12 protein-coding genes and 1 pseudogene are annotated in these 13,143 nt (G+C 62.6%); 7 read left to right on the forward strand and 6 right to left on the reverse strand.

The window, feature by feature from the left end; genetic code table 11:
- Positions 1-13: 13 nt before the first annotated feature.
- A complete protein-coding gene (locus tag ACT2FV_RS08795; protein WP_444503663.1) occupies positions 14-1,213 on the reverse strand; it encodes an aminotransferase-like domain-containing protein in 1,200 nt (399 codons plus the stop codon).
- 97 nt (positions 1,214-1,310) lie between these two features.
- Between ACT2FV_RS08795 and ACT2FV_RS08800 the strand changes: the two genes are divergently transcribed.
- The 4 genes from ACT2FV_RS08800 to ACT2FV_RS08815 all read left to right on the forward strand — a co-directional run bounded on the left by ACT2FV_RS08800 (position 1,311) and on the right by ACT2FV_RS08815 (position 6,463).
- Positions 1,311-1,529 carry a hypothetical protein gene (locus tag ACT2FV_RS08800; RefSeq protein ID WP_444503664.1) on the forward strand — a complete coding sequence of 73 codons (219 nt, stop codon included), beginning with the start codon at positions 1,311-1,313 and terminating at the stop codon, positions 1,527-1,529.
- An 848-nt stretch (positions 1,530-2,377) separates the two neighbouring features.
- Positions 2,378-4,402 carry a hypothetical protein gene (locus ACT2FV_RS08805; RefSeq protein WP_444503665.1) on the forward strand — a complete coding sequence of 675 codons (2,025 nt, stop codon included), beginning with the start codon at positions 2,378-2,380 and terminating at the stop codon, positions 4,400-4,402.
- A gap of 103 nt (positions 4,403-4,505) precedes the next feature.
- Positions 4,506-6,014 carry an NAD(P)/FAD-dependent oxidoreductase gene (locus ACT2FV_RS08810; protein ID WP_444503666.1) on the forward strand — a complete coding sequence of 503 codons (1,509 nt, stop codon included), beginning with the start codon at positions 4,506-4,508 and terminating at the stop codon, positions 6,012-6,014.
- Entirely contained in the window at positions 6,011-6,463 is a 453-nt protein-coding gene (locus tag ACT2FV_RS08815) for a GtrA family protein (RefSeq protein WP_444503667.1), read from the forward strand. The genes ACT2FV_RS08810 and ACT2FV_RS08815 overlap by 4 nt, the downstream gene beginning before the upstream one ends.
- A 260-nt stretch (positions 6,464-6,723) precedes the next feature.
- Here the strand turns inward: ACT2FV_RS08815 and ACT2FV_RS08820 are convergent, their stop codons facing one another.
- The 5 genes from ACT2FV_RS08820 to ACT2FV_RS08840 all read right to left on the reverse strand — a co-directional run bounded on the left by ACT2FV_RS08820 (position 6,724) and on the right by ACT2FV_RS08840 (position 10,657).
- A complete protein-coding gene (locus tag ACT2FV_RS08820) occupies positions 6,724-6,912 on the reverse strand; it encodes a hypothetical protein (RefSeq protein WP_226115444.1) in 189 nt (62 codons plus the stop codon).
- A 61-nt stretch (positions 6,913-6,973) separates the two neighbouring features.
- Positions 6,974-7,882, reverse strand: a complete 909-nt coding sequence (locus tag ACT2FV_RS08825) for a thiolase family protein (protein WP_444503668.1) — start codon at positions 7,880-7,882, stop codon at positions 6,974-6,976.
- Positions 7,883-8,054: 172 nt separating this feature from the next.
- Entirely contained in the window at positions 8,055-9,347 is a 1,293-nt protein-coding gene (gene fabF, locus ACT2FV_RS08830; protein ID WP_082728914.1) for a beta-ketoacyl-ACP synthase II, read from the reverse strand.
- A 141-nt stretch (positions 9,348-9,488) separates the two neighbouring features.
- Entirely contained in the window at positions 9,489-9,878 is a 390-nt protein-coding gene (locus ACT2FV_RS08835) for an acyl-homoserine-lactone synthase (protein ID WP_444503669.1), read from the reverse strand.
- Positions 9,879-10,273: 395 nt separating this feature from the next.
- Positions 10,274-10,657, reverse strand: a complete 384-nt coding sequence (locus ACT2FV_RS08840) for a DUF4902 domain-containing protein (RefSeq protein WP_444503670.1) — start codon at positions 10,655-10,657, stop codon at positions 10,274-10,276.
- A 406-nt stretch (positions 10,658-11,063) separates the two neighbouring features.
- Here ACT2FV_RS08840 and ACT2FV_RS08845 point away from each other — a divergent pair, with 406 nt between their 5' ends.
- The 3 genes and pseudogenes from ACT2FV_RS08845 (at position 11,064) to ACT2FV_RS08855 (ending at position 13,124) form a co-directional block, all read left to right on the forward strand.
- A complete protein-coding gene (locus ACT2FV_RS08845; RefSeq protein ID WP_444503671.1) occupies positions 11,064-11,228 on the forward strand; it encodes a hypothetical protein in 165 nt (54 codons plus the stop codon).
- Positions 11,229-11,243: 15 nt separating this feature from the next.
- Positions 11,244-11,552, forward strand: a pseudogene (locus ACT2FV_RS08850) (LuxR C-terminal-related transcriptional regulator); the annotation flags it as partial.
- A 225-nt stretch (positions 11,553-11,777) separates the two neighbouring features.
- Positions 11,778-13,124, forward strand: a complete 1,347-nt coding sequence (locus tag ACT2FV_RS08855) for an MFS transporter (RefSeq protein WP_444503672.1) — start codon at positions 11,778-11,780, stop codon at positions 13,122-13,124.
- Positions 13,125-13,143 lie beyond the last annotated feature (19 nt).

Below are 13,143 nucleotides of genomic sequence, written 5' to 3' on the forward strand. Positions count from 1 at the left end.
GTGTCTCTCCTCCTCACGCGGCCAGCGCCGCACCATACGCGCGCACGAGGCGCGCCACGCCTTCCCGGATCGCGTCGACGTCGGGCGCGGCGAACGACAGCCGAAGCGAAGCGGCGTCGACGTTGTCCGCGAAGAACGCCTTGCCCGGCACGAACACGACCTTGTTCGCGATCGCCTGTTGCAGCAGCACGTCCGACGACACCGCGCCGATCCGCGCCCACACGAACATCCCGCCTTCGGGACGATGGAACGTGATCGCATTGCCGAAGCCGTCGCGCAGCGCGTCGCACATCGCATCGCACTTGCGCTTGTAGGCCGCCGTGATGCGCGGCAGATGACGCTCGAGCGCGCCGGCGGCGAGATATTCGGCGGCGGTGGCTTGCGTCCACGGCGCGCTGCACAGGTCGACCGTCTGCTTCGCGATCACGCAGCGCCGCGCGATTTCGGCCGGCGCGATCGTCCAGCCCACGCGCAGCCCCGGCGCGACGATTTTCGACAGGCTTGCGAAGTGCACGATCCAGTCACGTGCGCCTTCGACTTCGTTCGCGAGCGCCAGCATCGACGGCACCGGTTCTCCCGCGAAACGCAGGTCGCCGTAGGGATCGTCCTCGACGATCAGGAAACGGTATTGCACCGCGAGACGCAGCAGCTTCAGGCGGCGTTCGCGCGCAAGCGTCGCGCCGGTCGGATTCGCGAAGGTCGGCACCGTGTAGAGCAGCTTCGGCTGCACGATCGCGCCGGAGGCAAGTTGCGACGCGAGGCGGTCGACGTCGAGGCCATCGCCATCGACAGGGATCGTCACGATGCGCGCCTGCTGCAGGCGCATCGCCGACAGCGTCGCAGGATACGCCGGCTGTTCGGTCAACACGACGTCGCCCGGGGCGACCATCACGCGCAGCAGCAGATCGAGGCCCTGTTGCGAACCGGTCGTGACGAGCAGTTCGGCCGGCGTGCACGTCACGTTGCGGCGCGCCATCAACGCGATCAGTTGCTGCTTCAGTTCAGCGAGGCCGTCGGTCGGGCCGTATTGCAGGCAGCGGACCGGCTGCGCGTACGCGTGTTCGGCAGCCGTGTTCAGGCCGTCGACGTCGAACAGGTCGCTGGCCGGGTAGCCGCCGGCGAACGAAATCATCCCCGGCTCGGAGAGGTACTTGAACAGCTCGCGGATCGGCGAACCGGCGGGATTCTGGAATGAGGGCGTGAACGCGTACATGTCGTCGTGATCTGGGTGGCGGCGACGGCCGGGATAGCCGACAGGGGCCGCCCGCCAACGCGCGCTTCTGGCGCAACGGCGGGAATTCGAGCCACGATTGTCGATAGTCATTAACGCCGCGGCAAACGATATCTATGCACTAGGTCTTGCGGTTTGGTCATCAATTGGCGGCAGCAGGCCGGTGCTTGCCGGCGGTGCGAAAGCACGCGACCGGGTGGACCGTGTGGTCGAGATGACCGGCGGTTCTCGACCCGTTGCCGACTTTCGGCCCAGCGTGATCGCAAGGGCATTTTCCAAAGCAACGTTTCAAATCTGAAACATTGCGCACGTTCCGGTTGTCCGGGCGCACCCCATGCGCAGATGCGCCGACACGACCGCTGATTCCCGCCATGCTCGCGGTCGGCGAGTGCCTGGTTGCCTGCCCGACACCGAGGACTCGCTCGCCGGGGGAGGGTCTCGCCATCGCTCGCCGGCCTCTGCTTCAAGATTAAAACCGATCGTGATGTGCCCGCCGTCCACGTTCAACCGCGCCGCGATGGACTGCCGAGCCGATCCGGTGGTTTCAAGACTGACACATTTCGCACGACAACCGGGACTTCGGCTCGCATCGATGCCGCCTCATCAGCCTGGAACGCACGCTCCGAACGCCGTGGCACGCTCCGTGCGTTCGCGTCAAACGCGCTGGGCCAGCCGTCCCGGCGCTTAACCAAAAATTTCTACAGAGTCCGCGTCCGACGCACCAGTAAAAGCGCTTTTTCGGTGCAGGACGCATCGGGGGACACGATGAGAACAAGCATCATCATTTCGATCGCGGCGTCGTCGGGGATGAGCAGCGGCGCAGCAACGATCGCACCGGGAGCGGTCTCCGGCAGTTGCCGGACATTCCGACAGGCATCCGCGCGGAATCAGAAACCGCGGAAGTCTGTGCGCGCACGACCGCACCATGCCACCTCTCACTTCGTCGGCATGAGCACCCGCGTATCGCGGGCTATGGACTGCAAGCCGCAACGCACGCCCTGAGCGCCGCCCGGCCTTTCACCGAAAGGCCCGGACCGTCAGGATGTACCCGCCGCCGTCAGCGAAGCCTGAACCCCACGGTTCGCTCCGCCGCGTACGGATTGCCGGGCTCATGAAATATCGTCGATAAAAGTCTTCCATTCAATCATGAATCGGACTCAGAAACGACCTTATTCGGTCATCGCACTTGCGCTTTCGCTGGTCGTTCTGTTCCTGATAACTCACCCTTATACAGGCATTCGACACGACGCGATCCTGTATACCGCGCAGGCGCTATATAACGCTCATCCCGAGAATTTTTCGCACGACCTGTTCTTTGAATATGGCTCCCAGGATCGCTGGACGATTTATGGCCGAATCTTCGCGAAGCTCGTCTCAGCGTTCGGGCTCCGCGCGAGCAATCTCGCGTGCCTGATCGCAGCGCAGGCACTCTGGTGGAGCGGCATGTGGCGGCTGACAAAGAAACTGCTGCCCGAACCATGGCATTGGCTCGCATTGTTCTTCGTTGCCTGCATGCCGTCCGATTACGGCGCAGGGTTGATCTTCTCGTACGACGAAGGCTTTCTCACCGCCCGGCTTCCCGCCGAAGCGCTTGGCCTGTGGGCGCTTGCGTCGATGCTCGAGCGTCGGTATCGCATTGCCATTGCGCTGACAATCGTCGCAACTGCCGTTCATCCGCTGATCGGCGGCGCTTCGTTTGTCTTCGTCGTACTCGGCCGGATGCCACGGGCGAAGTGGTGGCGGCTATTGCCGCTCGCGCTGATCGCTTTCGCCGTCGTCCAGATGCCGCCGTTCAAGGCGCTGCACCTGTATCCGTTCGATCCGGAATGGCGGTCAATCGCGCGCTACAACGCGCCATTCCTGTTTCCGACCTTATGGTCGCTCACTGAGTGGAGCAAGGTGTGTTGGGCTATCGCACTTCCTGCGACGCTATGTGCGACCCAAGTTCAGGATTACCGGACGCTGTGGTCGAACCTCACGCTGATCAGTGTTGCCGGTGTCGCGCTAACCACGATCGCGGACTTGACCGGACAGGACGCGGTCTGGATACAGCTGCAACCTTGGCGCGCGCTGTGGCTGCTGACGTTGATGCAATGGCCTGCGGCGATATTGCTCGTGCGACGCGAGTGTCACACGCAACCGACGCTGATCTGGTTGTTCGCGATTTGCTGGCTACTGCTCGACGTCGGCGGTGGAATCATCGCGCTGGCAATCTCCGTGGCGCACAACGCGACGGCCGGACGGCCGGCACCCGGCGCTCCGAGGGCACTTCTCAGCGACCTCGCCCCGGCACTTCGCTATACGTGGATCGGCACGACGCTCGTTGCCGCGACGGTCTGGATCGTCTTCCAGTGCGCGTATCAGGTCGGTCGCGCCGCATACCCGACCGGCAGCGTGATGCTGGACATCCCGTGGCTCGAAACGCTCATTCACACGCACCTGGCCGTCACACTGGTCGCGTTGTTCGTCATGCTCAATCTGTCGCGAAAACGCATCGCGGTCATCGGCCTGCCCGTCATGCTGGCCGCATTCGCGGGCTACGGACTTGTCAATATCGACCAGCGCTCGGAACCGGCCAAGATCATGGAAGCCGGCGCCGACCGCGCGGACCTCGCGCCATTCGAAGGTACGGTCGCACGCGGCGACATCGTCTATTGGGACGGCCCGGAGGACGAAGTCGTCTATCCGTGGCTAATGATGAAGACGTCGAGCTATTACTCGTCGACACAGGCTGCGGGTCTGATCTTCCACCGCCGGACTACCTTCGAGGCCGTACGGCGGGTCGAACTGATCAAACAAGACCCGTATGCCGCGCGACCACGCGGCGACAACGGCACGGAAAAAAAGTCGACCGTTTTCGTGTCCAAGTATGAATACGTTCCGCTGACCCGAGCGGGCATCCAGCACATCTGTGCAGACCCGGTGCTGGATTTCATCGTGTCGCATCAGCGCTACCCGGAGCTGGTGACCCGCTACGCCTGGTCACCCGAACCCAACAACACTGTCTGGCTGTACGACTGCCGCAGCATCAGGACGACTGCCGCATCTCGGAACGCGTCATTCGTGAGCACGCAACAAGCCAACAAGATCAACGCGGTGCCCGCGCGACCACCAACTGCCGCTCGAGGCGATGCATCCCGATCTCGCTCCGCGCCAGCACACGACGTTTGAACGCGAAATCCCAATCATCGATTCGACATGGCAGTTTGCCGTCCAGCTGGCGCGGCCGATACGAAAGTCAATGGACCAGCGACCTAAGACTCGGGGTGACAACATGGATCAATCGGTTGACGTACTCATCATCGGCGCGGGGCCGGGCGGCCTCACCGCCGGCTATCTGCTGACCAAGCAGACCGAGCTGTCGGTCGCACTCGTCGAGAAGGATCCTCACTATGTCGGCGGCATCAGTCGTACCGAACGGTTCAACGGCCACTGCTTCGACATCGGGGGACACCGCTTCTTCTCCAAATCCGCGGACGTGGTCGCGCTGTGGCATGAACTGCTGCCGGACGACTTCATCGAGCGCCCGCGCAGCTCGCGCATCTTTTACCGAAACAAGTTCTACCGCTACCCACTCGACGGAATCGAGGCCCTGCTAAACCTCGGCATCATCGAAAGTACTCGCTGCGTGCTTTCGTACCTTGCAGCCCGCGTCAAGCCTTGCCCTAACCCGAAGTCTTTTCATCAATGGGTCGCCAATCAATTCGGAGAACGACTTTTCTCGATCTTCTTCAAGACGTATACCGAAAAGGTCTGGGGCATGTCGTGCGACGAGATTTCGGCCGACTGGGCCGCGCAACGCATCAAGGGCCTGAGCCTGTCTACCGCCATCGTCAGTGCAGTGAAGCGCTCACTCGGCATCCGGTCGCGCAAGACCCAGGTCAAGACCCTGATCGAATCCTTCCATTACCCGCGCCGCGGCCCCGGCATGTTGTGGGAAGCCGCCGCCCGGAAATTCCAGGATCAGGGCGGACGACTGATGATGGGACAGGCTGCCGGCGCGATGCAATACGACTGCCGCGCGCGGCGCTGGCTCGTCGAAACCCTCGGCCAGGACGGCCAGATAAATCGCATCAGCGCGCGTGACGTGGTGTGCACCGCGCCGCTGCGTGAAACGCTTAACGCAATTTCCCCCGCTCCGTCATCCGCGGCTGCGGCGTCGAAGCTGCAGTATCGAGACTTCATCACGGTCGCACTGATACTCGATCGACCCGCCACATTCACGGACAACTGGATCTACATCCACGACCCGTCCGTCAAGGTCGGGCGCATCCAGAATTTCGCGTCGTGGTCGCCCGAGATGGTGCCGGACGCGGCGACGGGCGGTTGCCTCGGACTCGAATACTTTTGCTTCGACGGCGATTCGATGTGGGAAAGCAGCGACGCCGATATCACCGAACTCGCGATCGTTGAACTCGAGAAAATCGGTCTTGCAACGCGCGACCAGATTCGCGGATCGCGCGTCGTTCGTCAGCCGAAAGCATATCCCGTGTACGACGACGAATATCGCGACATCGTGGATCAGGTCCGCACGGATCTGGCCGAGCACTATCCGAACCTGCATCTCGTCGGCCGTAACGGAATGCACAAGTACAACAATCAGGATCACGCGATGATGACCGCGATGTTGACCGTCGAGAACATCGTCGCCGGGCACAAGCTTCGCGACGTCTGGGCCGTCAATGAGGACGCGGAATATCACGAGAGTGGCAGCGAACCGCAAGCCGGCGCATCGGGATTGCGCGCGGTCCCGGCCCGCACTGTTCAGTGGGGGCGGACATGATGTTTTCCAGCTATTTCGTCGTGAGCGCACTGTCGCTCGTCGCCGACTGGTCTCTGTTCCTCGCGCTGACCTCGACCATGCAGATCGATGCCGGAATGTCGGCGTGGATGGCGTACCTGATCGGCGGCGTCGTGAATTACATGCTTTCGCGCCGCTTCGTATTCCGCTCGGAGACGACAGGCCGCCGGCAGCTCGGCGAAGCGCTGCTGTTCGCGGCGAGCTGCGGGTTCGGTTCGCTGCTAACTGGGGGCATCGTGCACGTTGCTTCGGCACTGCTCGGCAATAACGTCGCGAAGTGCATCGCGGTGACGGTCAGCTTTATCACGCTGTATCTGATTCGCAGGGTCGCCGTATTCCGGGTGCCGGGACCGCATGTACCGGCCACCGTATTGGCGACTGAGCGCCGGGAAGTCGGCGGAGATGCGCGCGTCGAGGCGACGGTTCGTTGAGGGCTGTGTGCGAGGCGGGTGGCCAGGGTCTGCGCAGAATTCCCAGCACGCCCGCGGCGTCCGCGCTTGAGGCAGAGCCGCGTTTCGTCCACGTCCGTCCGGCCCGCACACGCCGCGACACCATCAACGCCATGACGCCGGGCGACACGCCTGCGTGCGATCGGATCGAGCCAGGCCAGGGGCAAGCTGCGCCGCGCTTGCGCCCTTGGCCCGGCCGGTCACGCGCGCCGGACACGCAATGGGCGCACGTGAATCGCGAGCTATTCGCCCGGAGGAGAGACTCCCTTCCTGACGTAGCAGGCAATCGCCTCGAGCATACCGACGTCGAGGTCCTGCACGCGGTCGGCACCGAAGTGCGTCAACCACTTGCGCGCGAGCTCCGTCTGCGTCGTCGTGTGCCCGGTCGCGGCAGGGGCACACAGGTCTTCGAGTGCTGAACGCTGGTCCATGTCTTCTCCGTGATTGCTGATGGTCGGGACGTTGCCGGCTCCTGTCGCGATCGAGACGCCGTCAGACGGCCTCCAGGGCGAGGGCGATGCCTTGACCGCCGCCGATGCACAACGTCACCATGCCGCGTTTCACACCATCGCGGCGCATCGAATGCGCAAGGCGGGTCGTCAAGACGGCACCGGTTGCGCCGATTGCATGACCGTGCGCAATCGCCCCGCCTTCGACATTCACCCGTTCCTCGTCGATGCCGAGCTCCCGGACGACCGCGATCGGCACGGCGGCAAACGCCTCATTGATCTCGAAACGCTCCACGTCGTTCAACGACCATCCGGCACGCGCGAGCGCCATCCTGACTGCCGGCACGGGCCCCAGTCCGAACATGCCTGGCTCGACCGCACCCACGCCATACGACACGAGCGTCGCGATCGGCTCGATACCGCGCGCCTCGGCATACTCCCGCTCCGCCACGATCATCGCCGCCGCACCGCTGTTCAATCCGGGCGCATTGCCCGCGGTGATGGTGCCGTCGGAGCGAAACGCGGGCTTCAATCCGGCGAGCGACTCGACCGTCGTGCGGGTGGACTGCGTCATCGTCGGGTGCTTGCCCGGCGAACGAACGTGAGCAGGCGCGTCGAATGAAGCCACCGAGAAGCCTAGGTTCTGCATCGGCTTCACGAAGCTCAGCATGCTGCTACTGTCGATGCCCCAGCCGTGCACGAGCAGCACGCGCGACGCGCCGCCCTCCCAGCAATAAGCCCGGTCGATATCTGCATTGCCATCGATCGGCGTCTCCATGGGGCCGAGTGGCACCAGATCGCTGACAGGGAGCCCGTAGCCGCGCGTGAAGCCGAGCGCGTCTGCCGCCCGCCTCCCGTCAATGCGCGGCGCGAAGGCATTCAGCATCCAGAACGCGCTTGCCGGCGCGCGCCAGATGAATCGCGAGCGTGGCGCCCGCGCAGCGGGCGCCAACGATGAGGGTGTCTAACACGGAGAATTTCCTTAGGATGACGACAAGAACCGGAATTGGACGTGACGCGACCTCGCCATCGCCGTCACCAGCGAGTCGATGAAGAATCAGCGGATACTGACGATGCGACGTATTTGCGAAATCGGACGCGTGCGCGCAGCCGGTGCGCGTCGCTCAATGCGTTTCTGCAGCCCGATCCGGCGGGTATCGCTTGAACAGCACCGACGCATTCACGCCACCAAATCCGAAACCGTTGGACAGCGCAATTTCGACGGGAACGTGCCGGGCCGAGGGTCCGATCAGATCGAGTCCGGCGGCAGCCTCGTCGGGGTGCTCGAGATTCAGCGTGCCGGGCATCACGCCATCCCGCAGCGCGAGAATGGAGAATGCCGCTTCGATCGCGCCGGCCGCCCCGAGCAAATGCCCCGTCGCCGACTTGGTCGACGAAATCGCCGGGCCGGCACCCACGCCGAAGACAGTCTTCAGCGCCTCGATTTCTCCGGAATCGCCGACTGGCGTCGATGTCGCATGCGCGTTGACGTAGTCGACCTGCTCCGGGGCGATGTCGCCCATCGCGAGGGCCAGTTTCATCGCGCGCATTGCGCCGGATCCGTCGTCGGGCCCGGCGGTCATGTGGTAGGCGTCCGCCGTGGTTCCGTACCCGATGATCTCCGCGATGGGGCGGGCGCCACGCGCGATGGCATGGTCGAGAGACTCGACGACCAGCATTGCAGCCCCCTCACCCATGACGAATCCGTCCCGATCGCGGTCGAATGGCCGCGAGGCGCGAACCGGCTGATCGCCGAAGCCGGTCGACAGCGCTCGCGCCGCGGCGAATCCGCCCAGACTCACCTTGTCGAATGCCGCTTCTGCGCCGCCGGCCAGCACGACATCGGCCTCGCCGTTCCGGATCAGGCGCAGCGCATCGCCGATTGCCTGCACGCTCGCCGCACAGGCAGTCACGGGACAGCCCAGCGGCCCGCGAAACTGATGCTTGATCGAAATCTGGCCGGCGGCCAGGTTCGACAGAAAGTACGGAATGGTGAATGGCGACAACCGCCGCACGCCGCGCGTCTCGCCGATTCTCACCGCCTCGGCCAGACCCGGGAATCCGCCGATGCCCGACGCCACGACGGTGGCCGTCCGCTCGCGTTGATGTTCCGCTTGCGGCGCCCACCCCGCTTCCGCGAGCGCCTCATCCGCGGCAACCATCGCCATCTGGATGAAACGGTCCATCTTCCTCAGCTCCTTGTTCGGCACCGAGCACTCCGGATCGAAACCACCGTCAGGATCGTCGGCCTTCGCCGGTACGGTCCCGCCGACCTTGGCGGGCAGGTCGCCGACGATATCGTCACCGAGCCGGCGAAGCCCCGAGGATCCGCCGATCAGGCGCTGCCACACCAATTCCTTGCCGCAACCCAGCGGAGACACAATGCCCATACCGGTTACTACCACTCGAAGCGTCATTTCACATTCCTCTCGCGGACCGGGACTTGCCGAGCCACATCATTAAAGCTGTTCATCTTCATGCGCACCTTTGAAACACTGCATGCACGCGCCACTCCGGAAGCGCCCGGGCCCGCCGGATGCATGGCGGAGCGCAGACGTTCACAATGCGCGTCGCGCACTCACACCGCTTGCCCCGAACGCATGCGACGCACGCGGAGCGCGCGGCATGCTCATCGCGAAGCGGGACAACTCCCAAACATCACGCGCACGGGGGAGAGAAGCGTCGCCCATCAAATCCGAGAAAACCTCACCGAGCAGATAGGGCTCGTCGGTCGGCAGCAATCGACCGCAACCGACAATTTCACTGTTGCGATCGAAAGCGACAACGTAAAGGGTGTCCGCGTGATCAAAATCGTCAAATTCGATGCCGTTGTCGGTCGGTAATGACCAACCGAGTTCCTGTATGAAGACCTTATGCCGAAACTTCGCAAGTCGATACATCACCTCGCGACTCAAATCAGCGCTTCGCCCCGACAACAAAGTCAGCATCTGAAAGCCCTCTCTCTCATCTCAGAATCGTTAGCGCGATTGAACCCGAAATTGCCGCGACAACATAGCTGCCCGAATGGGCAGGGTGGGCACTTTGGACGAGACTCATCACGCCGAGTGCGCTGAAACACTCCGGCGGGAAAGCGGATTCTGGATTTAGCTGGCGACGGCCAGTGGGGCGGTCGAACGAACCATCGCGAGCACGCCTGTCATGAACGGCTCGAAGCGAGCCTCGCGTGGTGCCGCGTCACGGTATGGATAATCGTGCCCGCCATCGAATCATCGCTGAAGCCGATGAGGACGATCGGCGGAAACGGGCGGTTGCGCGGCACGAAACTTTAATGCCAAAGCATTATTTACTCGCCGAGAAATAATGAAGCGCCTTGAACACGAAATCAGTGATCGGCAAAAATAGCCGATTCAAGTTCGCGTTGGCGCGCTCCCGAGCACAGCCAGTTCTGGATTAACGCTTGGCTGTATCGCGCGCCGTAATCGTCGCCGTCCGTATCGAGAAGCATGACATTGCTGCTGATGTCGTCCGCCCCGACGTTCACATCGGGCCGCCCCACCTCCACGTACCATACGCAGCCGACGCTCGCGGCCGGTTGCGTCTCGGTGCAGACCAGTTCGTAGTAGCCGGCATTGACGGCGCTGATCCACTCACCCCATAAGTCGTGTAACAAATCCGGGGCTTGCTGACACATATGCTGACGGAAACGCAGCGCGTAGAACGCCGGCAGGGTCAATCGCACGTATCCATCATTCAGCTTTTTTGGCATGTTCGTTCTCTCAACGTGGCACCTGTTAAAATTGGCACGGCATAGCCTGGCAAGATTAGCAGTGGAAACGGGCCGCGAGGCCTTTCGACACGCGTAGCGCTCGCGTTGTGGCTTGTGAATATCCACTGCGATCACGCGCAGGTTATTTACGATTATTACAGACCATCCGGGAAATGCCATTGCATCATCGAGATCACGCACGATCACGAAGCAATTCCAGGATTTTCGAACTTGCGATTTGCGGAATCTGAACTCCGTTCGGTCAAAATATATACATACCCACATGCAAAATCGCGCAATTCAATCGACGGCAAGTCCCGACACTATCCCGAAATCGATTCGATAGAAAATTGCATTCGACGTCATGTTTGACACTTGAAACGTCGAAGCGCAAGACCAGCCCTGAATGACTTTTGAAGGACCGGCCAACGCCCCCGGGAACACGATCCCTTGGGGCAAGATTGACCGCAAAGGTAACGATATGCATGCATGGGAAGAGAAGTATCTGAATGGATACGCCGCGGCAAAATCCGAGGCCGACGTGTTTTTGGAATTGACGGCGGATGTGTGAGCACTTGGATTCGAGTATTGTTCGTTCGGCCTGCGCATTCCGTTCCCGGTGACCAATCCGCAGTCCATGCTGCAGCCCAATTATCCGGAGCCCTGGGTCAAGCGCTATGTGAGTCAAAACTACTTTGCCGTCGAGTTGACAGCTCGCGAGCGCGAGTCGCTGCAATGGTCTGCTGCGGGGAAAACCTACGTCGAGATCGGCAAGATCATGCATGTCGACGAGCGCACCGTGAAATTTCACCTCGTCAATGCGATGCGCAAGCTGAATGCGACCAACAAGACCGAAGCCGCGGTCAAGGCGGCCATTCTGGGACTCCTGTTCTGACGCCCTTCTCTTCATCGGCCGCGCGCCGACTTTTACAACGCAGCGCCATGCTCGCGGGACGGTAACACCGTCAAAACGGCAACCCCGGTTGCCCTGTTCAATGGTCGGCAGCCTCGCAGCCCGCCCTGATTACCTAGGTAATTGACACGTATAGACCTAGGTAATTGTCCTCCTTACCATGGTTTTCGACGCGAATCCAAGCGCCCACATAAAGAGGACACGACCATGACCACCCAGGACGTCGATACCAGCACGCTACGACGCGTGATCGCCGCAGCCTCGATCGGAAATTTCGTCGAATGGTTCGATTTCGCCGCATACGGCTTTCTCGCCACCATCCTGACGCGCGAATTCTTCCCCAGCGGCGACCCAACGATCGGGCTCCTGAAGACTTTCGCGGTGTTCGCGGTGGCCTTCGCATTCCGCCCGCTGGGCGGCCTCGTCTTCGGCGTGATCGGCGACCGGATCGGACGCAAGCGCACCCTCGCGCTGACGATCCTGATGATGGCCGGCTCGACGACGTTGATCGGCCTGCTCCCGACCTACGCGAGCATCGGCTACTGGGCACCGTTGCTGCTCACGATCATTCGCTGCATCCAGGGGTTCTCCGCAGGCGGCGAATACGCCGGCGCATGCGCGTACGTGATGGAACATGCACCGCGCCGCCGCCGCGCCTTCTTCGGCAGTTTCGTGCCGGTATCGACCTTCTCGTCGTTCGCTTGTGCGGCGGTGGTGGCCTATCTGCTCGAATCGTCGCTGTCGTCGCAGGCCATGGTCGAATGGGGCTGGCGCGTGCCGTTCCTGATCGCGGCACCGGTCGGCCTCATCGGCGTCTACCTGCGTGTGAACCTGAATGAAACGCCCGCGTTCCAGGCGCTCGAAGGCAAGCACGACATCGCGCATGCCCCGCTGATGGAAACGCTGCATTCGCAGTCGTTGAATATCCTGAAGCTCGGCGCGTTCGTGTCCGTGACGGCGCTGTCGTTCTATACGTTCACGACGTATTTCGCGACCTACCTTCAAGTGGCCGGGCACTTGTCTCGCGGCACGTCGCTTCTCGTGACGGTGCTCGCGCTCGTCTTCGCCGCGACCCTGTGCCCGGTCGCCGGCTTGTTCTCCGACCTCGTCGGCCGCCGCGCGACGATCGCCACGACCGGCATCTTCATCATCGTGTCGGTTTATCCGGCGTTCTCGCTCGGCGGCTCGGGCGTGCTGTCGCAATCGCTGATCGGCGTCGCGCTGCTTGCGATCGGCGCGGTGTTCTCGGGCGTGGTGACGGCACCGCTGATGTCGGAAGTGTTCGCGACGAAAACGCGCTACACGGCATCGGCGATCACGTACAACCTCGCCTACACGATCTTCGGCGGTACCGCGCCGCTCGTCGCCACGTGGCTGATCTCAGCGACCGGCACGAACCTGTCGCCCGCGTACTACCTGATCGCCGTGTCGCTCTTCGCGATGATCGGCGGCCTGTCCCTGCCGGAAACGTCGAAGACGGCACTCGAGGAAGCCGGTCCGGCGATCGCGGGCGCCGCCCGGTCCGCCAAGCGCGGCGTCGAAGGCGCCGTTTGAGCACGGGCGCCGCTTCCGC

The sequence above is a fragment of the Burkholderia sp. PR2 genome, from assembly GCF_052372875.1.
Lineage (GTDB): Bacteria > Pseudomonadota > Gammaproteobacteria > Burkholderiales > Burkholderiaceae > Burkholderia > Burkholderia diffusa.

What these genes read in the sequence shown, in the direction of transcription:
- ACT2FV_RS08835 (WP_444503669.1), bottom strand. Translation starts at nt 9,878, where the DNA reads ATGCTGACTTTGTTGTCGGGGCGAAGCGCTGATTTGAGTCGCGAGGTG.
- ACT2FV_RS08845 (WP_444503671.1), top strand. Translation starts at nt 11,064, where the DNA reads ATGACTTTTGAAGGACCGGCCAACGCCCCCGGGAACACGATCCCTTGG.
- ACT2FV_RS08795 (WP_444503663.1), bottom strand. Translation starts at nt 1,213, where the DNA reads ATGTACGCGTTCACGCCCTCATTCCAGAATCCCGCCGGTTCGCCGATC.
- ACT2FV_RS08840 (WP_444503670.1), bottom strand. Translation starts at nt 10,657, where the DNA reads ATGCCAAAAAAGCTGAATGATGGATACGTGCGATTGACCCTGCCGGCG.
- ACT2FV_RS08820 (WP_226115444.1), bottom strand. Translation starts at nt 6,912, where the DNA reads ATGGACCAGCGTTCAGCACTCGAAGACCTGTGTGCCCCTGCCGCGACC.
- ACT2FV_RS08805 (WP_444503665.1), top strand. Translation starts at nt 2,378, where the DNA reads ATGAATCGGACTCAGAAACGACCTTATTCGGTCATCGCACTTGCGCTT.
- ACT2FV_RS08815 (WP_444503667.1), top strand. Translation starts at nt 6,011, where the DNA reads ATGATGTTTTCCAGCTATTTCGTCGTGAGCGCACTGTCGCTCGTCGCC.
- ACT2FV_RS08810 (WP_444503666.1), top strand. Translation starts at nt 4,506, where the DNA reads ATGGATCAATCGGTTGACGTACTCATCATCGGCGCGGGGCCGGGCGGC.
- ACT2FV_RS08855 (WP_444503672.1), top strand. Translation starts at nt 11,778, where the DNA reads ATGACCACCCAGGACGTCGATACCAGCACGCTACGACGCGTGATCGCC.
- fabF (WP_082728914.1), bottom strand. Translation starts at nt 9,347, where the DNA reads ATGACGCTTCGAGTGGTAGTAACCGGTATGGGCATTGTGTCTCCGCTG.